The organism is Dyella thiooxydans (assembly GCF_001641285.1).
Classification (GTDB): domain Bacteria; phylum Pseudomonadota; class Gammaproteobacteria; order Xanthomonadales; family Rhodanobacteraceae; genus Dyella_A; species Dyella_A thiooxydans.
The window spans coordinates 3,614,135-3,639,072 of record NZ_CP014841.1 but is presented as its reverse complement, the minus strand read 5'-3'; the positions used below and the strand labels follow the sequence as shown (position 1 = coordinate 3,639,072).

The 24,938-nt window shown below is 70.6% G+C and carries 25 protein-coding genes; 19 read left to right on the top strand and 6 right to left on the bottom strand.

Annotation, left to right across the window (positions count from 1 at the left end; all coding sequences use genetic code 11):
- Positions 1–11 precede the first annotated feature (11 nt).
- The 5 genes from ATSB10_RS16340 to ATSB10_RS16320 all read left to right on the top strand — a co-directional run bounded on the left by ATSB10_RS16340 (position 12) and on the right by ATSB10_RS16320 (position 4,617).
- Positions 12–347, top strand: coding sequence for a VOC family protein (locus ATSB10_RS16340; protein WP_063673792.1), 336 nt, complete (start codon positions 12–14; stop codon positions 345–347).
- 38 nt (positions 348–385) lie between these two features.
- On the top strand, positions 386–1,567 hold the full coding sequence (locus ATSB10_RS16335) for a class I SAM-dependent rRNA methyltransferase (protein ID WP_063673791.1): 1,182 nt from the start codon (positions 386–388) through the stop codon (positions 1,565–1,567).
- Between the two features lie 78 nt (positions 1,568–1,645).
- On the top strand, positions 1,646–2,554 hold the full coding sequence (locus ATSB10_RS16330; protein WP_063673790.1) for a hypothetical protein: 909 nt from the start codon (positions 1,646–1,648) through the stop codon (positions 2,552–2,554).
- 45 nt (positions 2,555–2,599) lie between these two features.
- Entirely contained in the window at positions 2,600–4,030 is a 1,431-nt protein-coding gene (locus ATSB10_RS16325) for a DNA recombination protein RmuC (protein ID WP_063673789.1), read from the top strand.
- Complete coding sequence (locus ATSB10_RS16320) at positions 4,027–4,617, top strand: FUSC family protein (RefSeq protein WP_063673788.1); 591 nt, start codon at positions 4,027–4,029, stop codon at positions 4,615–4,617. The genes ATSB10_RS16325 and ATSB10_RS16320 overlap by 4 nt, the downstream gene beginning before the upstream one ends.
- Here ATSB10_RS16320 and ATSB10_RS16315 read toward each other — a convergent pair.
- Positions 4,614–5,459, bottom strand: coding sequence for an energy transducer TonB (locus ATSB10_RS16315; protein ID WP_063673787.1), 846 nt, complete (start codon positions 5,457–5,459; stop codon positions 4,614–4,616). The two genes, ATSB10_RS16320 and ATSB10_RS16315, sit on opposite strands and share 4 nt — an antisense overlap.
- 184 nt (positions 5,460–5,643) lie before the next feature.
- Between ATSB10_RS16315 and folE the strand changes: the two genes are divergently transcribed.
- The 8 genes from folE (at position 5,644) to ATSB10_RS16275 (ending at position 11,994) form a co-directional block, all read left to right on the top strand.
- Complete coding sequence (gene folE, locus ATSB10_RS16310) at positions 5,644–6,243, top strand: GTP cyclohydrolase I FolE (RefSeq protein WP_063673786.1); 600 nt, start codon at positions 5,644–5,646, stop codon at positions 6,241–6,243.
- Positions 6,244–6,245: 2 nt separating this feature from the next.
- On the top strand, positions 6,246–6,587 hold the full coding sequence (locus tag ATSB10_RS16305) for an EF-hand domain-containing protein (RefSeq protein WP_063673785.1): 342 nt from the start codon (positions 6,246–6,248) through the stop codon (positions 6,585–6,587).
- A 68-nt stretch (positions 6,588–6,655) separates the two neighbouring features.
- The gene (locus ATSB10_RS16300; RefSeq protein ID WP_157469327.1) at positions 6,656–7,987 is read left to right on the top strand and encodes a TCR/Tet family MFS transporter; all 1,332 of its coding nucleotides are present in this window, start codon (positions 6,656–6,658) and stop codon (positions 7,985–7,987) included.
- Positions 7,984–8,490, top strand: a complete 507-nt coding sequence (locus ATSB10_RS16295; protein ID WP_063673784.1) for a DUF1993 domain-containing protein — start codon at positions 7,984–7,986, stop codon at positions 8,488–8,490. The genes ATSB10_RS16300 and ATSB10_RS16295 overlap by 4 nt, the downstream gene beginning before the upstream one ends.
- A gap of 65 nt (positions 8,491–8,555) precedes the next feature.
- Positions 8,556–8,858: a hypothetical protein gene (locus tag ATSB10_RS16290; RefSeq protein ID WP_063673783.1), complete on the top strand. Its 303-nt coding sequence runs from the start codon at positions 8,556–8,558 to the stop codon at positions 8,856–8,858.
- Between the two features lie 345 nt (positions 8,859–9,203).
- On the top strand, positions 9,204–9,428 hold the full coding sequence (locus ATSB10_RS16285) for a hypothetical protein (RefSeq protein WP_063673782.1): 225 nt from the start codon (positions 9,204–9,206) through the stop codon (positions 9,426–9,428).
- A 212-nt stretch (positions 9,429–9,640) separates the two neighbouring features.
- Positions 9,641–11,272: an NAD(P)/FAD-dependent oxidoreductase gene (locus tag ATSB10_RS16280; protein ID WP_063673781.1), complete on the top strand. Its 1,632-nt coding sequence runs from the start codon at positions 9,641–9,643 to the stop codon at positions 11,270–11,272.
- Between the two features lie 71 nt (positions 11,273–11,343).
- Positions 11,344–11,994, top strand: a complete 651-nt coding sequence (locus tag ATSB10_RS16275) for a DsbA family oxidoreductase (protein ID WP_063673780.1) — start codon at positions 11,344–11,346, stop codon at positions 11,992–11,994.
- A 7-nt stretch (positions 11,995–12,001) separates the two neighbouring features.
- Here the strand turns inward: ATSB10_RS16275 and ATSB10_RS16270 are convergent, their stop codons facing one another.
- A complete protein-coding gene (locus ATSB10_RS16270) occupies positions 12,002–14,941 on the bottom strand; it encodes a bifunctional diguanylate cyclase/phosphodiesterase (RefSeq protein WP_063673779.1) in 2,940 nt (979 codons plus the stop codon).
- Between the two features lie 131 nt (positions 14,942–15,072).
- Here ATSB10_RS16270 and dinG point away from each other — a divergent pair, with 131 nt between their 5' ends.
- The 6 genes from dinG (at position 15,073) to ATSB10_RS16240 (ending at position 19,909) form a co-directional block, all read left to right on the top strand.
- Positions 15,073–17,178 carry an ATP-dependent DNA helicase DinG gene (dinG, locus tag ATSB10_RS16265; protein WP_063673778.1) on the top strand — a complete coding sequence of 702 codons (2,106 nt, stop codon included), beginning with the start codon at positions 15,073–15,075 and terminating at the stop codon, positions 17,176–17,178.
- A complete protein-coding gene (locus tag ATSB10_RS16260) occupies positions 17,175–17,741 on the top strand; it encodes a HutD/Ves family protein (protein WP_063673777.1) in 567 nt (188 codons plus the stop codon). Before dinG ends, ATSB10_RS16260 begins: the two co-directional genes overlap by 4 nt.
- Positions 17,742–17,789: 48 nt before the next feature.
- Complete coding sequence (locus tag ATSB10_RS16255; protein ID WP_063673776.1) at positions 17,790–18,368, top strand: NnrU family protein; 579 nt, start codon at positions 17,790–17,792, stop codon at positions 18,366–18,368.
- A 45-nt stretch (positions 18,369–18,413) separates the two neighbouring features.
- A complete protein-coding gene (locus ATSB10_RS16250) occupies positions 18,414–18,611 on the top strand; it encodes a hypothetical protein (RefSeq protein ID WP_063673775.1) in 198 nt (65 codons plus the stop codon).
- A gap of 265 nt (positions 18,612–18,876) precedes the next feature.
- Complete coding sequence (locus ATSB10_RS16245; protein WP_063673774.1) at positions 18,877–19,443, top strand: lipocalin family protein; 567 nt, start codon at positions 18,877–18,879, stop codon at positions 19,441–19,443.
- A gap of 73 nt (positions 19,444–19,516) precedes the next feature.
- Positions 19,517–19,909 carry a YchJ family protein gene (locus ATSB10_RS16240; protein ID WP_063673773.1) on the top strand — a complete coding sequence of 131 codons (393 nt, stop codon included), beginning with the start codon at positions 19,517–19,519 and terminating at the stop codon, positions 19,907–19,909.
- A 7-nt stretch (positions 19,910–19,916) separates the two neighbouring features.
- On the opposite strand, the gene ligB is transcribed toward ATSB10_RS16240, so the two are convergent.
- From ligB to ATSB10_RS16220, 4 genes are all read right to left on the bottom strand, one after another.
- Positions 19,917–21,611 carry an NAD-dependent DNA ligase LigB gene (ligB, locus tag ATSB10_RS16235; protein ID WP_063673772.1) on the bottom strand — a complete coding sequence of 565 codons (1,695 nt, stop codon included), beginning with the start codon at positions 21,609–21,611 and terminating at the stop codon, positions 19,917–19,919.
- 143 nt (positions 21,612–21,754) lie between these two features.
- Positions 21,755–22,519: an NRDE family protein gene (locus ATSB10_RS16230; protein WP_063673771.1), complete on the bottom strand. Its 765-nt coding sequence runs from the start codon at positions 22,517–22,519 to the stop codon at positions 21,755–21,757.
- 259 nt (positions 22,520–22,778) lie between these two features.
- Complete coding sequence (locus ATSB10_RS16225) at positions 22,779–23,648, bottom strand: methylglyoxal synthase (RefSeq protein WP_063673770.1); 870 nt, start codon at positions 23,646–23,648, stop codon at positions 22,779–22,781.
- 23 nt (positions 23,649–23,671) lie between these two features.
- Positions 23,672–24,901 (bottom strand): nucleoside recognition domain-containing protein, encoded by a 1,230-nt coding sequence (locus ATSB10_RS16220; protein WP_063673769.1) that lies wholly within the window; start codon positions 24,899–24,901, stop codon positions 23,672–23,674.
- Positions 24,902–24,938 lie beyond the last annotated feature (37 nt).

Here is a 24,938-nt window from a genome sequence, read left to right as displayed (position 1 = left end):
GGAGAGGTTTCATGGCACGTCCCTGCTACATCGAACTGCCCGCCGCCGACATCGCGGCGTCCAAGGCCTTCTATGCCCGGGCTTTCGGCTGGACGCTCGCCGACTTCGGCCCGACCTACGCGGCGACCACCACCGGCGACGTCGACATCGGCCTGCAGGGCGATGCCAGCGAGGCACCGGCCGCGCCACTGCCGGTGATCCAGGTGGACGACCTGGAAGCCGCACTGGCCGCCGTCACCGAGGCCGGAGGTATCGTGGTGCGGCCAATCTTCGGCTTCCCCGGCGGCCGCCGCTTCCAGTTCCGCGACCCCCACGGCAACGAACTGGCGGTGATGCAGGCAGAGTGAGCCAGCGGGGCGGAGGGCGCAGCCGGTAGAATGCGGCGATGAATACGCCCGCCACGCCCGCTTCGCTCCCCGTGATCCAGCTCAAGTCCGACCGCACGCCCGGCCATCCGTGGGTGTGGTCGGCGCAGGTGCACAAGCCGGAGGGTCGGCTGCCGCCGGGCAGCGTGGTGGAGGTGGCCGATGCCAAGGGCCGCTTCGTCGGCCGCGGCTTCTGGAACGGCCACGCGCGCATCGCGCTGCGCCTGCTGAGTAACCGGCCCGACGAGGCCATCGACGCCGACTGGATCGCCCGCCGCATCGGCGAGGCGGTGCAGCTACGCCGCGACTGGCTGCAACTCGATGGCGTCAGCGACGCCTGGCGCGTGGTGCACAGCGAGGGCGACGGGCTCTCCGGCCTGATCGTCGACCGCTACGCCGACATCCTGGTGGTGGAGTATTTCGCCGCCGGCATGTGGAAATTCCGCGAGGCGATCCACGCCGCCCTGCTGGCGCACTTCCCCGGCGCGCGGCTGTACTGGTTCGCCGAGAACCACGTGCAGAAGCAGGAGTCCTTCGACTGCCGCAGCCCCGAGCCGCCGCAGCCGGTGCAGGTGCACGAACACGGCCTGGCCTTCCACGCCGCGCCGGGGCTGGGCCACAAGACCGGCTTCTTTGCCGACCAGCGCGACAACCGCCACCGCTTCGCCGAACTGGCCAAGGGCCGCCGCGTGCTCGACCTGTGCTGCAACGCCGGCGGCTTCGCCGTGCACGCGATGGCCGCCGGCGCGCAGTCGGCGATCGGCGTGGACATGGACGCCGGCATCCTGGAGATCGCCCGCGCCAACGCAGCAGCGAACCAGCTGGACATCGCCTTCGAACAGGCGGACATCTTCGACTGGGTGCGCGCGGCGGTGGCCCGCGGCGAGCGCTACGACGCGGTGATCCTCGACCCGGCGAAGCTCACCCGCGACCGCAACCGGGTGATGGACGCGCTGAAGAAATACTTCGCGATGAACCGCATGGTGCTGGACGTGATCCCGCCCGGCGGCCTGCTGCTCACCTGCTCGTGCACCGGCCTGGTCAGCGAGGCGGATTTCCTGGAGATGCTGCGCCGGGTGTCGCTCAACGCCGGCCGCGAGATCCAGATCCTCGACGTGCGCGGCGCCGGCCCGGACCACCCGGTGCGCGCCGACGTGCCGGAAAGCCGCTACCTGAAGGCGGTGTTCTGCCGGGTCGGCTAGGCACGCATCCCGCGGCCGGCTCTTGAGCGGTGCCGCCGAGTTGCGGATAGTGCATCCACCAACCACGGGGGATGCACCATGCGATGGATCGCTGCTTTTTGTGCCGCCACGCTGGCCTGTGCCTCCGCACACGCCGACAAGCCGCCGGCACGCCCGCGGCCGGTGATCGAGAACACTTACGTTTCGGTGCCGCACGACATCGGCAGCTATGTCCTGCGCGGCAGCACCAATTACGCCGACAAGGGCGATCCGCGAGCCGGCATCGGCATGAAATGGACCGACCGCAACGATCCGGCGCTCAATGCCGACCTGTTCGTCTATCCGATCGGCGAGTCCGCCACCGATGACGACATGGTGCGGGAGTTCCGCGATGGCATCGACCAGGTCCGGCGCGCAGGGCTCTACCGGCACGTCAGCTGGGGCGAATCGGAAGCCCGTACCTTGATGCATGGGGACGGCAGGCCCTGGCGCGGCCGGGTGCTCTCGATGACCGCGACGCTGAAGAACGGCCATGCGGTGATCTCGCGGACCTACCTGTTCCACCAAGGCTTGTACGCATACAAGTTGCGCGCCGATCTGCCGATCGAGCGTGCCGCTGACCTGCCGGCCGATGCCAATGCCATGGCCGGCGAGCTGCTCGGCGCGATCCGGGTGGTCAGCGTCGGCAGCTGCGGCCAGCGGCTCGAGGTACGCATCATCAAGGACTCCGACCCCGCACCGGCCACGTCGGTGGCGGATACCGCCGCCGGCGATCCGGTCTCGGCGGACGGTTTCGCGGTGACGATCCGCCAATCCCAGCTCGAATCCGGACCCAAGTCGGCGCTGCAGTCGCCGGCCGTGGCCAAGCTGCTGGAGCAGGCCGCCGCGCGCCAGGTGGCCCACGGATGCACCGCCCTGCCCTACGAACCCCCTGCGGACATGACCACCCTGACGATCCACTATCCGGCCGATTTCTGGCGAGCCGGGAGCGACAATCCAAAGGGCTGAGATTCCAGCCCGTAGAATGGGCGGCACTCCATCACGGTCCCGCGCATGCCCTCCACCGATACCCTGCTTGTTCTCGTCCTGCTCGCCACGGTCGGCATCCTCCTGTTGCAAGTGGTGCAGCTGCTGCGCGGCCGCACCGACGCCGGCCTGGCCTCCCGCCTGGACGCACTGAAGGACGACAACGAGCGCCTGCAACGCGTGCTGCGCGAGGAGCAGCGCGCCGGCCGCGAGGAGCTGCAGCAAGGCTTCGACCGCTTCCGAGGACACGTGGGCGAGCAGCTCGGCACCGCGTCGCTGCAGCAGCTGGAGCGCATCGATGCATTCGGCCAGCGGTTGGCCACACTGACCGACCGCACCGAGCGCGGCCTGGACGCGCTGCGCAACGGCCTCGCCGAGGACGCCCGCAAGTCCCGCGAGGATCTGCGCCAGACCCTGGGCCAGTTCGGCGAGCAGATGCAGGCGCGACTGACTGCCGTGGCCGAGGGCAACGAGCGCCGCATGGGCGAGGTGCGCACCACCCTCGACGCCCAGCTCAAGGCGCTGCAGCAGGACAACGCGCAGCAGCTGGAGAAGATGCGCGCCACCGTCGACGAGAAACTGCACGCCACGCTGGAGACGCGACTGACCGAGAGCTTCGGCAACGTCACCAAGATGCTGGCGCAGGTGCACCAGGGTCTGGGCGACATGACCAAGCTCGCCGCCGACGTCGGCGGCCTGCAGCGGGTGCTGACCAACGTGAAGTCGCGCGGCGTGTTCGGTGAGGTGCAGCTGGCCGGCCTGCTCGAGCAGGTGTTCACCCCCGACCAGTACGCCGCCAACGTGGCCACCGTGCCGGGCAGCGCCGAGCGGGTGGAGTTCGCGGTGAAGTTTCCCGGCTCCAGTCCGGAAGCGCCGGTGTGGCTGCCGATCGACGCCAAGTTCCCGCGCGAGGACTACGAGCGCCTGCTCGACGCGCAGGAGCGCGCCGACGCCGACGCCGCCCGCGCGGCGGGCGACGCGCTGGAGCGCCGCGTGCGCGAGGAGGCCAAGCGGATCCGCACCAAGTACGTGGCGCCGCCGCACAGCACCGAGTTCGCCGTGCTGTTCCTGCCCACCGAGGGCCTGTACGCCGAGGTGCTGCGCCGGCCCGGCCTGTTCGAGGCGATGCAGCGCGAGCACCGCATCACCCTGGCCGGCCCGACCACCCTGCTGGCGCTGCTGACCAGCCTGCAGGTGGGCTTCCGCACGGTGGCGATCGAGCAGCGCTCGTCGGAGGTGTGGCGCATCCTCGGCGCGGCCAAGACCGAGTTCGGCAAGTTCGGCGACGTGCTGGACAACGTGAAGAACAAGCTCGACCAGGCCAGCAAGCAGATCGACCAGACCGGCGTGCGCACGCGCGCGATCGAACGCAAGCTGCGCGACGTGGAATCGCTGCCGGGCGAGGATGCCCCGGGCCTGCTCGGCAACGGCGAGAGCGAAGCAGACAACGACGCATGAGCGAGACTCCGCGCCCGCTGGCCGAGCTGCTCCGGCGCGTCGAGCAGGTGGGCGAGGAGGTGGCGCAGCTGCGCCGCGCGCTGTCGCGGCGCGACCGGCTGCTGACCGGACTGGCCTATGCGTTGCGCGCCGCCGCCGCCGCCGCGCTCGGCTATTACGGCGCGCTGGCGGTGGGGCTCACGCAGGGTTTCTGGGCGGCGATCACCGCGATCTCGGTGACCCAGGCCAGCTATGCGGAAGTGAGCCATTCCTCGCGCGACCAGTTCATCGGGGCGATCATCGGCGGTGTGGTCGGCATCGCCGCCGCGGCGCTGGTGCACAACCAGTTTCCCGCCTACGCGCTCGCGCTGGTGGTCGGCCTGACGCTGTGCTGGATGCTCGACCTCGGCGCCGCCGGACGCGTGGCCGGCGTCACCGTCACCATCGTGATGCTGGTGCCGCACGAGGGCACCTTCCTGCAGTTCGCGCTGTTCCGGCTCGGCGAGGTGGTGCTGGGCGCGGTCGCGGCGCTGCTGGTCACCCGGCTGTCCGCGCCGATCGAGCGGCGGCTGCTGGGGCCGACCGGCCTACCGGGCGACCACAGCTAGCTGCCCATCGGCGACTTGAGACGCAGACCGGCACCCAGGGTCTGCGTGCTGCCGTTCGGCACTGCATCGGGCGCACCCCCGGCCAGGCGCTTGCCAGCCCACGGCGCCTGCTCACGCGGGCCGGGGATGTAGCGCTGCCAGTGACCGTAGGCCAGATCCTTGCCAGGGCCACCTTCGCCACCCAGGTTGAAGTGCACCGGTATGCGCGCGACCCAGAACGGCGCGCCGGCCCGGGGCCCGACGGTAGGTACGCGGAATGTCCAGGCATGGGCGGCATCCAGCGATGCATCCGCCAGCAGTCGGCGGAAATAGCGCATCTGCAGTTCGGTGCCGTACTGGTCGAGGTTCACCTGTTCGGCGATGGCATCGAGCACGTGGCCATCCCGTCCCACCTGCACCAGAAGATAGACGGTGCCCGAGACACCCGCTTTGGCGGCGCCGCGCGGATAGAAGGGTGCCCTGCGCGTGAGCAGCGCAACCGCCTCGCCGGGATTGGGCGGACCACCGAACGAGCTGCCCGCGATGGTCAGCTTGTAGCTTCCGTCATCCTGAGGGCGCGCCAATACCCGCAGGCTCATCGACGAATCGACCACCTGACTGTCCGAACCGGTGGGCTGGAACGTCCAGTGCGGCAGCAGTCTGCCGATCAGGGCCTGCACCGGTGCCGGCAAGGCCTGCCAGTGATCGATGGTGTAGCCCTGCATCGTGCCGTCCGGCTTCACCTGAACATGGCCGGTCACCAGCATGCTGGCCTCGGCGGTCCTGCGCACGGCACGGGCATCGGCATGCGCGACACCGCACGCCACCAGGGAACCAAGCAGGATCAGAGCAGTACGCTTCATCATCGACTCCTTTCGTGGATGAGCCGCGAGTCTAGGCTCGCCCGACGGGGACGACAACGCGTCGTTTCGCATCCGACCAGCAACGCCCCACGTATGCCTCCAGCCCGCCCCTCATTCGGCTTCGGCCGCCCCCATCGGCGGCATGCCGTTAAACTCTCCCGCCTGATCTGATCCAGGAACACGCATGAGCGACCAATCCACGCGCCACGACGTCACCCGCGAGCAGGCCGAGGAGGCCGTGCGCACCCTGCTGCGCTGGGCCGGCGACGACCCGTCGCGCGAGGGCCTGCTCGACACCCCAAAGCGCGTGGTGAAGGCGTACGGCGACTGGTTCTCCGGCTACGTGGAAGACCCCGCCGATTACCTCAAGCGCACCTTCGAGGAAGTCGAGGGCTACGACGAGATGGTGGTGCTGCGCGACATCGAGTTCGAGAGCCACTGCGAGCACCACATGGCGCCGATCATCGGCCGCGCGCACGTCGGCTACCTGCCGACCAACCGCGTGGTGGGCATCAGCAAGCTGGCCCGCGTGGTCGACGGCTATGCGCGCCGCTTCCAGGTGCAGGAAAAGATGACTGCACAGATCGCCCAGTGCATCAACGAGACACTGCAGCCGCGCGGCGTGGCGGTGGTGATCGAGGCCAGCCACGAGTGCATGACCACCCGCGGCGTGCACAAGCGCGGCGTGTCGATGGTCACCAGCCAGATGCTCGGGGTGTTCCGCGAGGATCCGCGCACGCGCGCGGAGATCCTGCAGTTCCTCGGCATCCAGCGCACCTGCTGAGGATGCGCCAGCAAGCCGGGTATCTCGCCATCGCCATGGCCATGCTGGCCGCGGCCGGCGTGCGGGCACAGTCCTCGCGCAGCGCCTATCTGGCGATGTTCGACCGCAACGGAGACGGCCGGGTCAGCGAGGCCGAGTACGTCGGCTATCTGGACCGTGGCTTCGTCGCCATGGATACCAATCACGACGGCACGCTGGAGCCGTCGGAACTGCCGGGCGGCCGCGGTCGTGCCGTGACCCTCGCCCGGCACGAAGCCGACCTGCGCCGTCAGTTCCGCCGGCTCGACCGCAACCACGATGGCTCGCTCGACGCCCGCGAACTGACCGCTCCCCCCGGACCCTGAACCCCGGCACTGCCCGCCCACCCGGCGCTGGGCTATCGTGCGCGTTTCGCACTGACTCTCCGGACGCTTTGGATACCGCTTCCTCCCCGCGCCGCGCCGCCCTCGCCTTCATCTTCGTGACGGTGCTGCTGGACATGCTGGCTTTCGGCATCATCATCCCGGTGCTGCCGCATCTGGTTGAGCAGCTGATCGGCGGCGGCACCGCCCGCGCCGCCTGGTGGGTCGGCGTGCTGAGCACGGTGTTCGCGATCACCCAGTTCATCTTCTCGCCGATCCAGGGCGCGCTGTCGGACCGCTTCGGCCGGCGGCCGGTGATCCTGATCTCCAACTTCGGGCTGGCGATCGATTTCTTCGTGATGGCGATGGCGCCCACGCTGTGGCTGCTGTTCGTCGGCCGCACCGTGATGGGCATGACCGCGGCCAGCTTCAGCACCGCCAACGCCTACATCGCCGACATCACGCCGAAGGAAAAGCGTGCCGGCGCCTACGGCCTGCTCGGCGCCGCATTCGGCGTGGGTTTCGTGCTCGGCCCCGGCCTCGGCGGCTGGCTCGGCGCGATGCACCTGCGGCTGCCGTTCTACGTGGCCGGCACGCTGGCGCTGTGCAATTTCCTCTACGGCCTGTTCGTGCTGCCCGAGTCGCTGCCGAAGGATCGCCGCGCGCCGCGCTTCGAGCTGCACAGCGCGCACCCGATCGGTGCGCTGAAGCTGCTGCGTCGCACGCCGACCCTGCTCGGGCTGGGCGCCGCGAGCTTCCTGGTGTTCCTCGCCCACTACGCGCTGCAGATCACCTTCGTGCTGTACGGCGATTACCGCTACCACTGGGGCCCGCAGGCGGTCGGCCTGGTGCTGATGCTGGTGGGTGCCTGCGACGGCCTGGTGCAGGCGCTGCTGACCCGCCGGCTGACGCCGCGCTTCGGCGAACGACCGGTGCTGCTGTTCGGCATGCTGTGTGGCATCGCCTCGTTCGTGCTGATGGGGCTGGCCAGCACCGGCGGGGTGTTCCTGCTCGGCATCCCGCTGATGGCGCTGTGGGGCCTGTCCAACCCGCCGCTGCAGTCGATCATGACCCATCAGGTCGAAGCGACCGAGCAGGGCCGGCTGCAGGGTGCGAACACCTCGCTGGGCAGCTTCGCCGGCATCTTCGGTCCGTATCTGTTCGCCCAGGTGTTCGCCTGGTCGATCGCCCCGGGCAACGCCATGCACGTGCCCGGGGCCGCTTTCCTGCTGGCCGCCGCTCTGCTCGCGGTGGCGCTGCTCACGGCGATGCGCGCCACCCGCGGACTGGCGGCGGCGGGCATGCCGACGAGCCCGGACCCGGCCCACGCCGCTCATGCGGCCGCGCTGGCGGTTCCGGCGAACGACTCTTCCATCCCCGACCCCACGGAGCACCACCCATGACGCTTTCGATGTACCAGGCCTCGGTTCCCGTTTTCGTGCGCGCGCTGGAAAACCTCACCGCCGTGCTGAAGAAGGGCCACGCCCACGCCCAGGCCAAGGGCGTGGACGACGCCGTGCTGCTGCAGACGCGGCTGATCCCGGACATGCTGCCGCTGGTCAAGCAGGTGCAGATCGCCTGCGACATGGCCTGCCGTGGCACCGCCCGCCTCGCCGGCGTGGAACCGGCCTCGTTCGAGGACAACGAAGTCACTTTCGAGCAGATCTACGACCGCATCGGGCGGGCCGTCACCTACGTCAAGGGTTTCGGCGCGGAGCAGATCGACGGCAGCGAGACGCGTGCGATCCACCTGAAGATGCGCAGCGGCGAGCTGGACTACGAGGGGCGGGCCTACCTGCTGGAATTCGTGCTGCCCAACGTGTTCTTCCATTGCACGACCGCGTACAACATCCTGCGCGAGGCCGGTACCGAGATCGGCAAGCAGGACTTCATCGGCCGCCACTGACGACCGATGGCCGTCCGGCACCTCGTGCCGGACGGCAGCCCTCCAGCAGTGACCGGGAGTGCACCATGAACACGGACGACCTCGCCCAAGTGATCCGATTGATTTCCGCCCGTCAGCAGGCGGACAGCGTGGTGATCGCCGCGCTGCTCACCGCCCACCCGGACCCCCGGATGGTGCTGGACCGGCTGAGCCGCCTGGCCGATGCCGACTCGGAAGACGCCGAGCTCAACCAGCCGCCGGATCCGGAAAGCATGGCGATGTATCGCGAGCGTCTGACCCATTGGATCGGACTGGCCCGGCGCTGCGTCGCCGACCGGCTGCCGCCGCTCGAGCCGCCCCTTCCGGACCCGACCGGCCGGGACGGGTGACGCGGGACGTCAGTCCGGACCTGTTTGGTCGCATTCGAACGCTCCGATCGCCGATCAGGGCCACTTTCCCGGGCGGGAACCGTCCCTCCGGGGTCGGTGAGCCCCTCTCCGGCAGCCTGAAGCGGCGTTTTCCGGCCGGCATCGAGCGCAGACCGATGATCGATCCGGGGGCACGCGTCGCAGCGCCTTTCCGAACTGTGATCGATCCCGCAATTGCGCCCGCTTCGCTGGCGCGGCCCCTGCTTCCTTTCAGCCAGGACAGACCGGCGGCTCCCCCATCCCCCCCCCCCGACGGTCTTCCCGGTGCGATCAAAGGATGCTCCCTCGCCAGTTGAGGACAGGACCATGGAAACCATCATCGAGTACGTCATCGTCGGAGGCCCGCAACACGGCATGACCTGCCGCCACCCGCTGCCGTCGCTGCCCGCCGAGGCCATCGCCATCGCGAGCGGCGACGGAGAGCTGTGTCGCGCCGCCGCGCGCCGGCACACCCGCGGTCCCGGTCCCCGCATGCTGCTGCTTCACCCCAAGGCCACGGGTGATCAGTTCCTCACCATGCTGGCAGCCTGATCGCACCGCTTTCCCTTTCAGCGTCCGGCGGAGCAAGGCATCCCCCTACCCCCGCCAGCCCTCCGCCGGCCGCTGATTTTTTCCTCCCCGCCGCTCACCCACGGCCCGCCTCCGGCGGGCCGATCCTTGTCCGCGCCCCGCGCGGCCCGGACAATGCGCGCCTGCGGCCCTCGTGGCCGCCGCCATCCCGCCGAACAAGCGAGCGCGCCGACATGCTGCGACTGACCGACCTCAAGCTGCCGCTGGACCACACCGAGGCCGATCTCGAGCAGGCGATCCTCACCCGTCTCAAGCTCGGCAAGGGTGCGCTGCGCGGCTACAGCGTGGCCAAACGCAGCACCGACGCGCGCAAGCGCGGCGCGATCGCGCTGATCTACGCGCTGGACCTGGAGCTGGCCGACGAGGCCGCCGTGCTGGCGCGCTTCGCCGACGACCGCCACCTCGGCCCGACGCCGGACACCAGCTACCGCTTCGTTACGCAGGCGCCGGCGAAAAGTCCGCACCGGCCGATCGTGATCGGCATGGGACCGTGCGGCCTGTTCGCCGGGCTGGTGCTGGCGCAGATGGGTTTCTGCCCGATCATCCTGGACCGCGGCAAGGCCGTGCGCGAGCGCACCAAGGACACCTGGGACCTGTGGCGCAAGCGCAACCTGCACCCGGAGTCGAACGTGCAGTTCGGCGAGGGCGGCGCCGGCACCTTCTCCGACGGCAAGCTGTACAGCCAGATCTCCGATCCGAAGCACTACGGCCGCAAGGTGCTGACCGAGTTCGTGAAGGCCGGTGCGCCGGAGGAGATCCTGTGGATCAACCGGCCGCACATCGGCACCTTCCGGCTGGTATCGATGGTCGAGCACATGCGCGCCACGATCGAGTCGCTGGGCGGCGAGATCCGTTTCAGCCAGCGCGTCGAGGACCTGCTGCTGGACGCCGAAGGCAGCGAGCGCCAGCGCGTGCGCGGCGTGCGCCTGGCCAGCGGCGAGGAACTGCGCAGCGAGCACGTGGTACTGGCGGTGGGCCACAGCGCGCGCGACACCTTCGCCATGCTGCACGCGCGCGGCGTCTACGTGGAGGCCAAGCCGTTCTCGGTCGGCTTCCGCGTGGAGCATCCGCAGTCGGTGATCGACCGCGCCCGCTACGGTCCGCAGGCCGGCCACGAGCGCCTCGGCGCGGCCGACTACAAGCTGGTGCACCACGCGAAGAACGGCCGCAGCGTGTACAGCTTCTGCATGTGCCCGGGCGGCACGGTGGTGGCGGCGACCAGCGAGCCGGGCCGGGTGGTCACCAACGGCATGAGCCAGTACTCGCGCAACGAGCGCAACGCGAACGCGGCGATCGTGGTCGGCATCGATCCGTCCGACTACGCCGCCTTCGATCCCAGCGGCAGCCCGCTGGCCGGCATCGCCCTGCAACGCGCGCTGGAAAGCCATGCCTACGTGCTGGGCGGCGAGAACTACAACGCACCGGGCCAGCTGGTCGGCGACTTCCTCGCCGGGCGGGCCTCGTCGGCCTTCGGCGAGGTGCTGCCCTCGTTCAAGCCCGGCGTCACCCTGGGCAGCCTGGACAGCGCCCTGCCCGACTACGCGATCGCCGCGATCCGCGAGGCGATGCCCGCGTTCGACCGGCAGATCCGCGGCTTCGGCATGCACGACGCGGTGTTCACCGGGGTGGAGACGCGCACCTCCTCGCCGATCCGCATCAAGCGCGACGAGTCGCTGCAGAGCCTGAACACCACCGGCCTGTACCCGGCCGGCGAGGGCGCGGGCTACGCCGGCGGCATCCTCTCGGCGGGGGTGGACGGCATCCGCGTGGCCGAGGCGGTGGCGCTGAGCCTGACCGGCGGTTGAGCCCGCGGCGATCCGCCTCCATCTGGGGCGGATCGGCCAGCCTGTCGCTGGCGCCCCACGGAATCCCCGCCATGTCCGACCCCCAGCCGCTGCGCATCGACTTCGTCTCCGACGTGGTGTGCCCGTGGTGCGCCGTCGGCCTGGCCTCGCTGGAACGCGCGCTGGCCGCGCTCGACGGCGAGGTGCGGGCCGAGATCCACTTCCAGCCGTTCGAGCTGAACCCGCAGATGGCGCCGGAGGGCGAGGACATCGCCGAGCACCTGGGCCGCAAGTACGGCCTGAACGCCGTGCAGCTGGCGCAGAACCAGGAAGCGATCCGCCAGCGTGGCGCCGCGGTGGGCTTCACCTTCGCCCACCAGGACCAGCGGCGCATCGTCAACACCTTCGACGCGCACCGCCTGCTGCACTGGGCCGAGGAGACCGGCAGGCAGCACGCGCTCAAGCGCGCCCTGCTGGTGGCCTATTTCACCGATGGCCGGGATGTCAGCGACCACGACGTACTGGCGGACGTGGCCGGCTCGGTGGGGCTGGACGCCGGAGAGGCCCGCGCCGTGCTGGCCAGCGACCGCTACGCGGAGGACGTGCGTGGCGACGAGCAGTTCTTCCTGCGCGCGGGCATCCATTCGGTACCGGCGGTGATCGTCAACCGGCAGCACCTGATCTCCGGCGGGCAGCCGCCGGAAGTCTTCGAACAGGCACTGCGCCAGATCGCCGGACGCTGAGCCACCCTCAGGCCGGCTCGACCACCCAGTGCTCGACCGGCTCGGGCCGGCCGAGCAGGAAGCCCTGGCCCAGCTCGCAGGCCATGTTGCGCAACAGTGAGCGCTGTCGCTGGGTTTCGATGCCTTCGGCGATCACGTGGATGTCCAGCGCCCGCGCCAGCGCCAGGATCGCCTCGACCACGGTGGAGCTGTTGGCATCGCCGGCATCCAGTGCCTGCACGAAGCTGCGGTCGATCTTGAGGATGCGCAACGGCAGCGAGTGCAGGTAGTTGAGCGAGGAATACCCGGTGCCGAAGTCGTCCAGCGCCGCACCCACGCCAGCCAGGCGCAGGCGCTCGAGGATGTTGCGCACGCGGTCGGGATCGTCCAGCAGCGAGCCCTCGGTCACCTCCACGATCACCCGCGACGGCGACACGCCCACGCGCGCGATCATGCCCAGCAGGCGACGGTCGAAGTCGCCGTGGCGCAGGTGCTGTGCCGACACGTTGAGGGTGAGGAATTCGCTGTCTCCCGGCAGCCGAAGGAGCGCCTCGCAGGCGCGCTCGAACAGTTGCCAGTCGATCGCCTCGATCTGCCCGCAATCCTCGGCCACCCGCAGGAAGGCCCCGGGCAGCAGCGTGCCGCGCTCGGGATGGTGCCAGCGCAGCAGCGCTTCGTAACCGACCAGCTCGCCGGTCTCCAGCCGACAGATCGGTTGCAGGTAGGGCTGGAACTCGCCGCGCTGCAAGCCCTGGCGAAGCTCACCCTCCATGCTCAGCTCGTCCACCACGTTCTTCGCCAGGGTGTCGTCGAACATCGCGTAACGCTTGCGGCCGAGCTCCTTGGCGCGATAGAGCGCGATGTCCGCATCGCGCAGAAGTTCGTCGGCATGGGTGTAGCGGCTGTCGCCCAGTGCGATGCCCAGGCTGGCACTGGGCTGCAGCTCGCGGCCGGAGACCGGCAGCGCATGCCCCACCGCATCGAGCACGCGCTGGGCCACGCGGGCCGCGGACTCGGGGGTGTCCACGTGCTCGAGCAGGATCGCGAACTCGTCTCCGGCCAGCCTCGCGACTACGTCCGGCTCGCGCACGCAGGCCTGCAGGCGCAGCGCGACCTCCTTCAGCACGGCATCGCCGGCCAGGTGGCCGAGACTGTCGTTGATGATCTTGAAGCGGTCCACGTCGATGTAGAGCAGCGCGCAACGGATCTGCGGGTCCAGCGCCATCCGCTCCAGCGCGCGGTCGATGCGGCCGCGCAGGAAGTCGCGGTTGGGCAGGCCGGTGAGCGGATCGTGCATCACCTGGTGGCGCAGTTGCTGCTGCATGCGCTCGCGCTCGCGGATCTCCCGGCGCAGTTCGCGGGTACGTTCGTGCACGCGCTGTTCGAGCTGCGCATAGGCGTGCTGCAGGGCGTCGGCGACGCGGCGACGCTGCAGGCTGGTGGCGATCTGCGAGGCGACGAAGCCGAGCAGTTCGAGCTCCGAGGGACCATAGGTCTCCGCGCCGGTGTAGCTCTGCACGGCGACCACGCCGATCGTGCGCTCGCCGTCGCGCAACGGCACACCGAGCCAGCACAGCGATGGCGTGCCGGTGTTGTGGACGTCGATCATCCCCCGCCTGCGCATGTCGTCCATCGCGTCGGCGTCGAGCAGCAACGCGCCGTGGCCCAGCACGTATTCGCACAGGCCCCGTCCGAGCGGTCGCGGCGCGTAGGACTCGCCGGTGATGTCCACCGCGTAGGGGAACTCGAGCATGCCGGTCGTCTCGTCGACCAGCGCGATGAAAAAGTTGCTGGCCTCGATCAGCCCGCCGACCGTGGCGTGCACCTCGCGATAGAAAGCCTGGCGGTCGATCTCGTCGGTGGCCAGGCGGGCAATGCGGAACAGGGTGCCCTGCAGGCGCTCGGCACGCTGGCGTTCGGCCACCTCCTGCTTGAGGCCCCGGTTCAGTGTGTCCAGCTCGGCGGTGCGCTCGCGCACGCGCCGCTCGAGGTCCTCGCGCCCTTCCCGGCGCTGCAGCGCGGTGAGCATGTGGTTGCCGACGAACTGCAGCAGCGCCTGGTCCTCGGGCGTATAGCGGCTGCCCGGCTCGTAGGTCTGCACGACCAGCGCGCCACAGACCGCCCCCTCGCAGAGCATCGGCACACCCAGCCAGTAGACGCATTGCGGCCCGACCAGCCGCAGCGTGGCGCCGAGCTCGCGCTCGATCTCCTCGGGCGTCCCGCGCAACGGCCGCCCACCGGTGAGCAGATGCCAGGTCCAGGTGCCCTCCAGCCGATCCAGCGGGGTCTCCTCGGCCGGCTGCCCCTCCTCGTCGAGGGTGTCGGCGTAGTACAGGAAGCGCAGCATGCCGCGGACGGGATCGTGGCGGACGATGAAGAAATTCTCCGCGTACATCAGGCCACCCACGATGTCGTGGACGGCCCGCAGCATGTCCGGCATCTCCAGCTCCGAGGCGGACAGCTCGGAGATGCTCAGCAGGGCCCGCTGCAGCAGCTCCGAGCGCTCCAGCTGGTCATGCGAGCGCTGCAGGTCGGTCAGTTCCAGCGTGCGCTGTAGCTGGCGGCCGGCCAGCTGGAGCAGCGCCGCGGGCAGGCTCGCCATGGCCTGCACGGGGTCCCGTTGGGCCTCGCGCCAGCGCAGCAGCAACACCGCGCGCGCCGGACGGCACAGCCGCCACGCCAGCAGCGAGCCGTCGGCACTGCCGTGCAGCCGCTCCTGTCCGGTCACGGCAAGGACGGCAGCGGTCGCGTCCGCGTCCAGGCGCATCGGTGGACAGCATTCCGGCTGCATCTGCCCGGGCATCCACCACAGCACCCAGGCCGCCTCGACCTCCGGCGCGCTCAGCGCCATGTCCGTCACCACGCCGGCGACGGCCGACGGGCTCGGCGCTTCCAGCAACCGCTCCAGCCACGTCAGCGGGCTGGCGACGGGCGTGCTCGGCATCTCGTCGTGCGGTAGTGGCTTCATCGGGTCTCGTTGCTCCATGGCCGTCGGCGAAGCCTGCCGGGGCGATCCGATACACTGGTCTGCCCGCGTGCCTGCCCTCGCTTCCACGCCTCATCGCCCCTTATCGACCGTTTCCCCTCCGGCTTGACCCCGTGCTGACCGACGACACCAAGGACGCCATCCGCGCCGCCTACACCCGTCTCAAGGACGGCCTGCCCGGGTTCCGTCCGCGCGCCTCGCAGGGGCGGATGATCGCCGAGGTGGCCAAGGCGCTGGCCGAGGCAGGTGGCGCGGCGGTGATCGAGGCGCCGACCGGCACCGGCAAGTCGATGGCCTACCTGATCGCCGGTCACGCGGTGGCGCGGGCGCAGAGGAAGAAGCTGCTCATCGCCACCGCCACCGTCGCGCTGCAGGAGCAGCTGGTGCAGCGCGATATCCCGCTGTACCTGTCGCTCAACGGCATCGAGGCCAAGGTGGCGCTGGCCAAGGGGCGCGGCCGCTACGTCTGCCCGCGCAACCTGCTGATGGCCGGCAACAGCCTGGCCGCCGACGCGCAGCTGGGGCTGGGCTTCGACACCGACCTGGCGCTGTGGAGCAAGCCGCCGGGCGAGCGCGACAAGGCCGCATTGGGCAAGCTGGTGACCGCGCTGGACACCGGCCGCTGGGACGGCGACATGGACGCCGCGCCCGAGCCGGTCGGCGACATGGTGCGCGCGATGATCACCACCAGCGCCGGCGGCTGCACCGGTCGCCGCTGCGCGCAGTTCATGGGCTGCCCGTTCTTCGCCGCGCGCCGCGCGGTGGCCGATGCCGAGATCGTGGTGGCCAACCAGGACCTGGTGCTGGCCGACCTGACCATGCCCGGCAGCGAGGAGGACAGCTGGGGCGGGGTGATCCTGCCCAAGCCGGACGAGACGCTGTACGTGTTCGACGAGGCCCACCACGTCGCCAGCAAGGCGATCGACCGCGGCACCGCCGAGGTCTTCCTCGGCGCCGCGACGCGCCAGCTGAGCCGGCTCGGGCGCCAGGTGCACGCGGCCTACTCGCTCACCGACAAGGAACTGCTGGGCAAGCTCACCCTCGACCTGGGCGACGCCAAGCTGCAGGAGCTCAGCGACGCGCTGGAGGAACTGGAGCGCGAGATCCGCCTGGCCTGGATGCCCGACCCCGGCGAACAGGAGCCGATGTACCGCGGCTCGCTCGGCCAGCTGCCGGAACAGTGGACGCTGCACGCCGAACACCTCGCCGTGCTCACCGGCGAGGTGCAGCGCTGGCTCAACGCGGTGCGCCGCGCGGTGGTGGAGATGAGCGAGGGCGGACCGACCCAGGAAGCGCTGGCGCGCGAGCTGGGCATCGCGCTGGAACGGCTGGAGCGGCAGGGCCGCTGCTGGCGCGCCTGGTCCACGCCGGACCACGAACATGCGCCGCCGCTGGCGCGCTGGGTCACCCAGGCGGCGGACCAGCAGCTGGTCTGCCACGCCTCGGCGGTGTCGGCCGCGGGCCTGCTGCGCAACGTGCTGTGGGGCAACGCCAGCGGCGTGGTGATGACCTCGGCCACGCTCAGCGCCGGCGCCAACTTCCGCCACTTCGCCGATGCGGTCGGCCTGCCCGACGAGGCGGTCACGCTGAGCCTGCCCTCGCCCTTCAACCTGGCCGAGCAGGCGCGGCTGGAAGTGCCGGCGATGGAAAGCCTGCCCGACGCCCGCGACGCGCACGCCGAGGAAGTGTGCGAATGGCTGGCGGAAAACCTGGATTGGGATGCCGGCAACCTGGTGCTGTTCACCTCGCGCGCCAAGCTCGACCGCGTGCTGCAGAAGCTGCCGATCGCGATGGTGCGCAAGGTGCGCGCGCAGGGCTCGCTGGGCAAGTCGCAGCTGGTCGCCGAGCACATCGCCGACATCGAGGCCGGCAAGGGCAGCACGCTGTTCGGGCTGGCCTCGTTCGGCGAGGGTCTCGATCTCCCCGGCAAGCTCTGCGAGACGGTGGTGATCACCCAGCTGCCGTTCGCGGTGCCGACCGATCCGGTCGGCGCCACCTACGCCGAGTGGCTGGAATCGCGCGGGCGCAATCCCTTCATCGAGGTCACCGTGCCGGAGGCCACGCGCCTGCTGATCCAGTACTGCGGCCGGCTGATCCGCAGCGAGGCCGACCGCGGCCGCATCGTGCTGCTGGACCGCCGGGTGGTGGTCAAGCGCTACGGCGAGCGCATGCTGCAGGCACTGCCGCCGTTCGAGCGCGTGATCGAGCGCGCCGCATGAGCACCGCCGGCCGCATCCTGCGCGCGGACGAACTGCAGGCGGTGCCGTGGCGCAACGGTCAGGGCATCACCCGCGAGCTGGCGGTGATGCCGCCCGGCGCAGGCGCCGACGATTTCCTCTGGCGGGTGAGCCTGGCCGACGTGGTCGGCGCCGCGCCGTTCTCGCGCTTTCCCGGCGTGGACCGGACCATCGTGCTGCTCGACGGCGCCGGCTTCCGCATGACGCTGGACAGCGCGCAGGTCCACGAGCTCACCACGCCGTGTGCGCCGTTCGCCTTTCCCGGCGAGGCCGACGTGGCGGTGGCCCTGGCGGGCGGCCCGACCCGCGACTTCAACCTGATGCTGCGGCGTGGCCGCGCCACCGGCGAGGTCGAGGTATGGCACGACGCAGCCCTCCGGCCGGCTCCGCCGGACCTCGTGCTGCTGCACCTCGTGCGCGGCCAGGCCCGCACGCCGGACGGCGACCTCGGCCCCGGCGACAGCTGGCTGCCCGGTGCAGAAGCGCCCGGCACGATCCGGATCGACGGCAAGGCCCTCGCCGTGCGGGTGCACCTCGCCGGCTGAGCCACCGCTACACTCGCCCCATTCCCTCAGGGCACGGAGCAACGTTCGATGGCGATGCTGATCCTCGGTCTGCTGTTGTTCCTGGGCGTGCACTCGGTGCGCGTGTTCGCCGACGGCTGGCGCACGCGGCAGGTGGCTCGGCTCGGCGAGAAGGGCTGGAAGGGGCTGTATTCCATCCTCTCGATTGCCGGCTTCGTGCTGCTGGTGTGGGGCTTCGGGCTGGCGCGCCAGCACCCGGTGGTGGTGTGGGTGCCGCCGATGGCCCTGCGCCATCTCAACGCCCTGTTCACCCTGCTCGCCTTCGTGCTGCTGGCGGCGGCCTACGTCCCGGGCAATGCGATCAAGGCACGTATCGGCCACCCCATGCTGGCCGCGGTGAAGCTGTGGGCGTTCGGCCATCTGCTGGCCGCCGGCATGCTGCACGACATCGTGCTGTTCGGCGGCTTCCTGCTGTGGGCGGTGGCGGATTTCATGGTCTCGCGCCGTCGCGACCGTGCCGCCGGCGTCACCTACCCGAAGGGGCCGGCCTCGCGCACCGTGATCACCGTGGTGGTGGGCATGGCGGCCTGGGCGGTGTTCGCGTTCTGGCTGCATAGGCTGATCGTTGGGGTGAGCCCCTTCGGCTGACGGCGTATCATCGGAGGCCTTCCCCACCCGAGCGCGAGGTGCGCCATGGTCGGTTTCCTGCTCTGGTTGCTGCTGCTGGTGTTCTGCTGGCCGATCGCCCTGCTGGCGCTGGTGCTGTACCCCATCGTGTGGCTGCTTGCGCTGCCGTTCCGGCTGGTCGGCATCACCGTCAGCGCCGTGTTCGCCTTCCTCGGTGCGCTGCTGATGCTGCCGGCGCGCGTGCTGCGGGGTCGCCCCGCCTGACGACCCTGCGGGCAGCCGCGCGGCCTGCCCTTTAACCGCTTCTCCCGGGTGATCGTCCGCCGGTCGCTGGACCGGTCTCGTGCAACTCGGGCGTTCCCGCGAGAACGCCCCAACGCGACTCAAGCTTTTCCGCGGGATGCCGATGTCCTAGGGCAGTGCCCGCGCATCCCGCACGCCTGGGTGTCTGCAGAGCGTCGTCTCCGGCCGGGTCCGCGAGCGGCGGAAACCCGCGGCATGCGGGCCGGCTGCATCCAAGGAACGCGACATGAACTGGTCCCACCCGTCCTCCCTGCCGATCACGCTGACCACCGGCGTGGCGCTGTCCGTGTCGACCCCGGGCGTGATGAAGGCCGTACCGCAGCTGGACCTGGCGCGAATGCTGGGACGCTGGCACGAGATGGCGCGCCTGCCCTCGCCGCAGCAGCACACAACCGACCGCGATATCCGCCTGGACCTGGAGGAGCCGGAGCCCGGCATGCTGCGGATGCGCCGCACCTCGACCGAGCCGAACGGCAACGAACGGATCGACGACCTGCAGGCCCGTCGCCGGTTTGCAATGGAGGAGCCAGGCCAGTTCCAGCGCACCGCTGCACCGGCGTGGGCGCAGTGGCTGCCCTCGGCCTGGAAGGACCTGTGGGTGCTGGCCAACGACCCCGACTTCCAGTGGCTGATGCTGGGTGAGCCGCGTCGCCGCGAGCTTTGGATCCTGTCGCGCGCGCCGACCATGGAGCGCCAGGTCCTCGAGGCGCTGAAGTCGGTCGCCCGCGGCCTGGGTTACGACCTGGCTCCGCTGGTGGTCAGCGGCCGGCTGCAAACCTTCCACGTGCTCTGAGCGGAAGCACCTTGGCAGGACGCGGCCCGGCGCGCACCATCGCCGGTCCCTGCTGCTATCTCCGCCCGGTGCGATGCCTGCCCTTCGTGATACCTGTCCCTGCGGCCTGCCGCGCGACTATTCCCGCTGCTGCGGTGCGCTGCACGCCGGCGCTCCGGCCACCGATGCCGAAGCCCTGATGCGCTCGCGCTACAGCGCCTACGTGCGCCGCGACGAGGCCTATCTGCTGGCCAGCTGGCACGCCAGCACGCGACCGCCGTCACTCGATCTTGCCGCACAGCAGCCGGCACCGACCTGGCTCGGGCTGGACGTGAAACGCCACGTCCCGGAGGGCGACCGCGCCGTGGTCGAGTTCGTCGCGCGCCTGCGCCATGGTGGCGGCAAGGCGCAGCGCATGCACGAGGTGAGTCGCTTCGTGCGCGAGGACGGCCGCTGGTATTACGTCGACGGCGACATCGGCGACTGAGCGACCGTCAGAAGCCGGCCACGCCCGCCGCGTGCAGGCGCGTGGCCAGCGCCACCACGTCGGGATGGCGGAAGAACGCGTGCAGGCGACGGGCGCGGAGTGCACCGATACCGGGCGCCTGCTGCCACTGGGCCACGCTGCGTGATGCCAGCGTCGCCCAGTCCGGTGCGGCGGCATCACCCATCGGTGGCGGCGCCAGCGCCGACAACCAGCGCGGGAAGGCCATGCGCCGCGCCGCTGCGAAGGCCGCGGCGATGGTCCTGGCGCGTGCCGGGCCGATACCGTCCACCCGGGCCAGCCTGGCCTCATCCAGCGCCATCCAGTCCAGCAGACCGTGCAACTGCCCGGCCTCGGCCAGCCGCTGCCAGGTCCCCTCACCCACCCCCGCGAGGTCCAGGCCATGGCGACTGCCCAGCCACGCCAGCCGCGCGAGGAACTGTGCCCGGCAGCCGGGGATGTAACGCCAGCAATCCATCGGGCCGTGACGAGGGGGCGGCTGCGGCAAGGGCGCGCGTTGCGCCGGCCGCCAGGCCACGCCATCGAGGCGGGGGATGGTAAGGCCGGCCAGCGAGAGATCGACGCGATCGCCGGGACGCACGTCCAGCCGCCGCCAGCGGGCCAGCGAACCGACGTTCACCCGCTGCACCCGGTGGTCGCCCAGCTGCACCGGCTCGAGCGCCAGCACCACGCTTACCCTTCCGCTGCGACCGCTGTGGAACTCGACCGCACGCACCGTGGCGAGCGCCTGCGCGGCGGGAAACTTCCAGGCCACCGCCCAGTCAGGCGGCGCGGCGCGCCAGGTCCCGGCGGCCGGCCGCGTCCCCTGTCGCAACACCACGCCATCCGCGGCGAACGGCAACGCCTGGCGATACCAGCGCTCGCGCCAGGCGGTGGCCCCGACGACCGTCGTCACCGGCTCGGTCAGCGCGGCGCTGTCACCCAGCCCCATCGCACGCAGGCCGGCGAGCCGGTCGCGCATGGCCAAGGGACCAGTCGGCCAGTCCCAGACGAACAGCCCGATGTGCGCCGCGGTGACCTCGTCCAGCGAGCCGCGTGCCAGTGCACCGGCGACCCGCGAGCGGGCATTCCCGCCGCCGTCGCGCGCCTGTACGTGGCCGGGCAGACGCCACACCAGTTCGCCCTGCAGTACCACCCGCGCCGGAGCGTTCGGCAGATGCTTCGGCACGGCGGCGATGCGGCGCGCGACCGCCGTCCAGTTCGAACCGTGGGTGCCATCGCCGCGGCTCACCGCCTCGCGCAGGTCGCCGTGCTCGTAGAGCAGCGTGACCGCCACGCCGTCGGCCTTCGGCTGGATCCAGAGATCACGACCACCGCGCGCGGCGATCCACGACTGCACCGCTGCCGCATCGGGCAGCTTGGCCAGCCCGGTCTGCGCTACCGGTGCCCGCACGCGGCCACCGGCATCGGCCAGGTGCGGCAGCTCGGGAGGGGCCAGTGGCGGGAAGCAGCTGCGCCATTGCTTGTACTGCGCCAGCGATTGGTCGTAGACCGCATCGCTGACCGGCGACGTGCCGTCCACCCGATAGGCGTGGTTCCACGCCGCCAGCCGGTCGTGCAGCCCCTGCAGCTCCTGCCGGGCGCGCGCGCGCGGCCAAGCCGGGCAGCCGGCTTGCGCCGCGCCAGTTGCCATCCATGCCAGGGCCAGCAGCACGCTGCCGGCCGGTTTCGCTGTCCATCGCATCGCGGCTCTCCGCCGGCGCGTTCCATCCGCCGGTCACCGGCCACCCTAGCCGCCGCTACCGACCCACGGCAGCCGGCGGAGCGGTGGATCGCTGTGGGTGCCGGCGGATGCCTGAAGCCGGTTGCGGCCGTCGACTGTGCCGGTCAACCGCCCGACCCGAAGGGCAGCGTCGTCTGGCCGTCATCACGACCGTATGGCCCGAAGCGACGCTCGACGATGGTGCCCACACCGTCATGGCCGATCAGCACCACGGTGCTGGCCCGCGTACCGTAGCGCTCGCCGCGGATGAAGGCCGAGGACAGCCAGCGCTCGCGCTCCAGCCCGATCCCGGTATCGGGCAGGAGATCGTCCGGGGCCTGATGCTCGTCGGCCAGCGCGGCGAACAGAGGCTCGACCTCCTGCGCATCGTGCGCCAGCCACGCCTCGATGCGCGCCATCAGCGCACGGGTCTTCGGCCACGGTGTGTTGAAGTCGGCATTGGACAGGCCATGCACGCCCGGCGTGACGGCCTGCACGCGCGGCTCGGGCCGGTTGCCGAGGTAGAACCCCGCCTGCGCGTCGAAGGTGAGCAGGTTGAACGGCCGGTAGTGCGCCGCGTCGGCATGCAGGTGCGCGGCATGCGCCACCGCGTCGTCTCCGCCGGTGAGGTAGTCCAGTGCCAGCAGCCCGCGCGAGCGACCCAGCTGCGGATCGCGCGGGTCGCGCACGTTGGTCACCACCGCGCAGCGGCCGTCATCGGTCACCCCGAGCCAGGTGCCCCCCGCCTCCAGATCGCGGCCGGCGGCCATCGTCGTATCCGGCCAGCGTGCCAGCGGCGCGGCAGGTCGCGGGTGGAACTCGTCGCGATTGCCGGCGAGCACCAGCCGCCAGCGGGGATGCGCGTTCCAGGCGAAACCGATCAGGCACATGGGACGAAAAGACGAGAAGTGAGTGAAGAGGAGTGAGAAGTGAGGAATGGAATCGCTCGCTTCGTGCGACGGCTGGTACCTGGCAGCTTCCCGCTCGTCATCCCAGCGAAAGCTGGGATCCAGCGCCTTGAAACCATGAACCGCCCAGTCGCCGGATTCCTGCGTCCGCAGGAATGACCCACTACATCGCAACCGCCCTCATGACGAGGCAAGCGCCATCCTTCCTTATCCCCATCTCTCACTTCTCACTCCTCTTCACTCACTCCTGCGCCCTGCGCCTTGCCGCCTCGGCCCAGCGCGCCGCCACCCGCGGCGTGGTCATGCACACCGCCTCGTCGGTCACCGTGGTGACCGCTCGTTCGAGCAGCTGGATGTCGGCCTCGTGCTGGCGCGGTACGTGCGGGTCCTCGAAGAAGATCGCGCGCTGGCAGCGGTGCTCCAGCACCAGGTCGGCGATCTGCGCGTCGCCGCCCATCGGGCCGCTCTGGAAGCGCTGCACCCATTCGCGGTCGGTCGGCCAGCCGCGACTCCAGGCCAGCTCGTTGAGTCGCTGCCCGGTGGTGCCGGTGGCCACGCGGCCGGCAAAGCGCGAGAGCACGTCGAACTGCTCGGCGGCGTAGGCCAGCATCTGCGGCTTCATCGCGTCGTGGGCGATCAGCGCCAGCGTCTGCGTCTCCAGGGCATGCAGCGCGTCGGCGCCGGGGTCGGGCGGCAGGCCGGCGTGCACGCGCTCCATCTCGATCCAGTCGCGCGCCGAAGCCACGGTGGAGATGAACGGCTTGCCGTGGATCACGCACTGGCGCTTGAGCGCCACCGCCTCCGGGAAGATCGAGGACGGATCGACCGGATCGATCAGGTAGATCGCCCCGTCCAGCGTGCGCTCCGGTCCCATCCCGACCACTTCGGCCACCAGCTTCATCAGGCCGCCGGCGCGACCGTAGGGGTAGCGCTGCAGGCCCTCGTAGCCGAACAGGATCCGTTCGCCGGCCAGCGCGTCGTAGGTGCGTCCGACCGCGTGCAGGTCCACCCCCAGCTCGCGGATGCCCCGCTCGCAGGCGCGCAGCCAGCGGAACAGCGCCGCCTCGCGGTGGCTGTGGTGGAGTCGGTTGGCGGCAAGGCCCAGGCGCATCGTGTGGCTCCGTGTGGATAAGGTCAGCCGAAGAACCAGTAGCACACCGCGATCGAGGCGACCACGCCGGCGAGGTCGGCCAGCAGCGCGCAGCCCACGGCGTGGCGGATGCGGCGGATGCCCACCGCGCCGAAGTACACGGCCACCACGTAGAACGTGGTCTCGGTGCTGCCCTGGATGGTGGCGGCGAGCAGCGCGGGGAAGCTGTCCACACCGCTATGGTGGATGGTTTCGATCAGCATGGCGCGCGCGGCGCTGCCGGACAGCGGCTTGACCAGTGCAGTGGGCAACGCCTCGACGAAGCGGTCGTCCCAGCCGCCTAGGTGCACCACCCAGCGGATGCCGTCCAGCGCGAACTCCAGCGCGCCGGAGGCGCGCAGCACCCCGACCGCGCAGAGCATGCCGATCAGGTAGGGCAGCAGGTCCTTCGCCACGTCGAAGCCCTGCTTCGCCCCGTCGATGAAGGTTTCGAACAGCGGCACGCGGCGCCACGCGCCGGCACACAGGAAGGCGACGATCACGCCGAACAGCACCAGGTTGCCCAGCAGCGAGGACAGCGAGGCCAGCGCCGTCGCCGACAGCGTCAGCAGCATCGCGATGAAGCCGCCCAGCAGTAGCGCGCCACCGAGCAGCCAGCCCAGCACCACCGGGTCGAACAGGCGCAGGCGCTGCACCGCGGCCACGCCGAGCAGGCCGACCAGCGACGACGCGCTCGTCGCCAGCAGGATCGGCAGGAACACCAGCGTGGGATCGGCAGCGCCGGCCTGCGCGCGGTACATGAACACGGTCACCGGCAGCAGGGTGAGCGATGAGGCGTTGAGCACCAGGAACAGGATCTGCGCGTTGCTGGCCGTGTCCTGCGAGGGGTTGAGCGACTGCAGCTCGCGCATCGCGCGCAGGCCGATCGGGGTGGCGGCGTTGTCCAGGCCCAGCATGTTGGCGGCGAAGTTCAGCGTGATCAGGCCCACCGCCGGATGCCCGCGCGGCACCTCCGGCATCAGCCGCGCGAACAGCGGCCCGAGCAGGCGCGCCAGGCCGTCGACCACACCGGCACGCTCGGCGATCTGCAGGATGCCCAGCCACAAGGTCAGCGTGCCGAACAGCAGCACCATCACCTTCACCGACAGCTCCGCCATGTCGAACAGCGCCGCCACCATTGCGGCAAACACGCCCTCGTCGCCGCCCACCAGCCAGCGGGCCAGTGCGGTAACGGCCGCGACAAGGAAAAAGCCGAACCAGAGCCGGTTCAGCATGACCGATGGGCATCGCGACGGGAGGGCATGCGTGGCA

What these genes read in the sequence shown, in the direction of transcription:
- ATSB10_RS16285 (WP_063673782.1), top strand. Translation starts at nt 9,204, where the DNA reads ATGGAAACCATCATCGAGTACGTCATCGTCGGAGGCCCGCAACACGGC.
- ATSB10_RS16325 (WP_063673789.1), top strand. Translation starts at nt 2,600, where the DNA reads ATGCCCTCCACCGATACCCTGCTTGTTCTCGTCCTGCTCGCCACGGTC.
- ATSB10_RS16305 (WP_063673785.1), top strand. Translation starts at nt 6,246, where the DNA reads ATGCGCCAGCAAGCCGGGTATCTCGCCATCGCCATGGCCATGCTGGCC.
- ATSB10_RS16315 (WP_063673787.1), bottom strand. Translation starts at nt 5,459, where the DNA reads ATGAAGCGTACTGCTCTGATCCTGCTTGGTTCCCTGGTGGCGTGCGGT.
- ATSB10_RS16225 (WP_063673770.1), bottom strand. Translation starts at nt 23,648, where the DNA reads ATGCGCCTGGGCCTTGCCGCCAACCGACTCCACCACAGCCACCGCGAG.
- ATSB10_RS16280 (WP_063673781.1), top strand. Translation starts at nt 9,641, where the DNA reads ATGCTGCGACTGACCGACCTCAAGCTGCCGCTGGACCACACCGAGGCC.
- ATSB10_RS16275 (WP_063673780.1), top strand. Translation starts at nt 11,344, where the DNA reads ATGTCCGACCCCCAGCCGCTGCGCATCGACTTCGTCTCCGACGTGGTG.
- ATSB10_RS16245 (WP_063673774.1), top strand. Translation starts at nt 18,877, where the DNA reads ATGAACTGGTCCCACCCGTCCTCCCTGCCGATCACGCTGACCACCGGC.
- ATSB10_RS16250 (WP_063673775.1), top strand. Translation starts at nt 18,414, where the DNA reads ATGGTCGGTTTCCTGCTCTGGTTGCTGCTGCTGGTGTTCTGCTGGCCG.
- ATSB10_RS16320 (WP_063673788.1), top strand. Translation starts at nt 4,027, where the DNA reads ATGAGCGAGACTCCGCGCCCGCTGGCCGAGCTGCTCCGGCGCGTCGAG.
- folE (WP_063673786.1), top strand. Translation starts at nt 5,644, where the DNA reads ATGAGCGACCAATCCACGCGCCACGACGTCACCCGCGAGCAGGCCGAG.
- ATSB10_RS16220 (WP_063673769.1), bottom strand. Translation starts at nt 24,901, where the DNA reads ATGCTGAACCGGCTCTGGTTCGGCTTTTTCCTTGTCGCGGCCGTTACC.
- ATSB10_RS16330 (WP_063673790.1), top strand. Translation starts at nt 1,646, where the DNA reads ATGCGATGGATCGCTGCTTTTTGTGCCGCCACGCTGGCCTGTGCCTCC.
- ATSB10_RS16340 (WP_063673792.1), top strand. Translation starts at nt 12, where the DNA reads ATGGCACGTCCCTGCTACATCGAACTGCCCGCCGCCGACATCGCGGCG.
- ATSB10_RS16240 (WP_063673773.1), top strand. Translation starts at nt 19,517, where the DNA reads ATGCCTGCCCTTCGTGATACCTGTCCCTGCGGCCTGCCGCGCGACTAT.
- ATSB10_RS16255 (WP_063673776.1), top strand. Translation starts at nt 17,790, where the DNA reads ATGGCGATGCTGATCCTCGGTCTGCTGTTGTTCCTGGGCGTGCACTCG.
- ATSB10_RS16270 (WP_063673779.1), bottom strand. Translation starts at nt 14,941, where the DNA reads ATGAAGCCACTACCGCACGACGAGATGCCGAGCACGCCCGTCGCCAGC.
- ATSB10_RS16335 (WP_063673791.1), top strand. Translation starts at nt 386, where the DNA reads ATGAATACGCCCGCCACGCCCGCTTCGCTCCCCGTGATCCAGCTCAAG.
- ATSB10_RS16290 (WP_063673783.1), top strand. Translation starts at nt 8,556, where the DNA reads ATGAACACGGACGACCTCGCCCAAGTGATCCGATTGATTTCCGCCCGT.
- ligB (WP_063673772.1), bottom strand. Translation starts at nt 21,611, where the DNA reads ATGCGATGGACAGCGAAACCGGCCGGCAGCGTGCTGCTGGCCCTGGCA.
- ATSB10_RS16295 (WP_063673784.1), top strand. Translation starts at nt 7,984, where the DNA reads ATGACGCTTTCGATGTACCAGGCCTCGGTTCCCGTTTTCGTGCGCGCG.
- ATSB10_RS16230 (WP_063673771.1), bottom strand. Translation starts at nt 22,519, where the DNA reads ATGTGCCTGATCGGTTTCGCCTGGAACGCGCATCCCCGCTGGCGGCTG.
- ATSB10_RS16260 (WP_063673777.1), top strand. Translation starts at nt 17,175, where the DNA reads ATGAGCACCGCCGGCCGCATCCTGCGCGCGGACGAACTGCAGGCGGTG.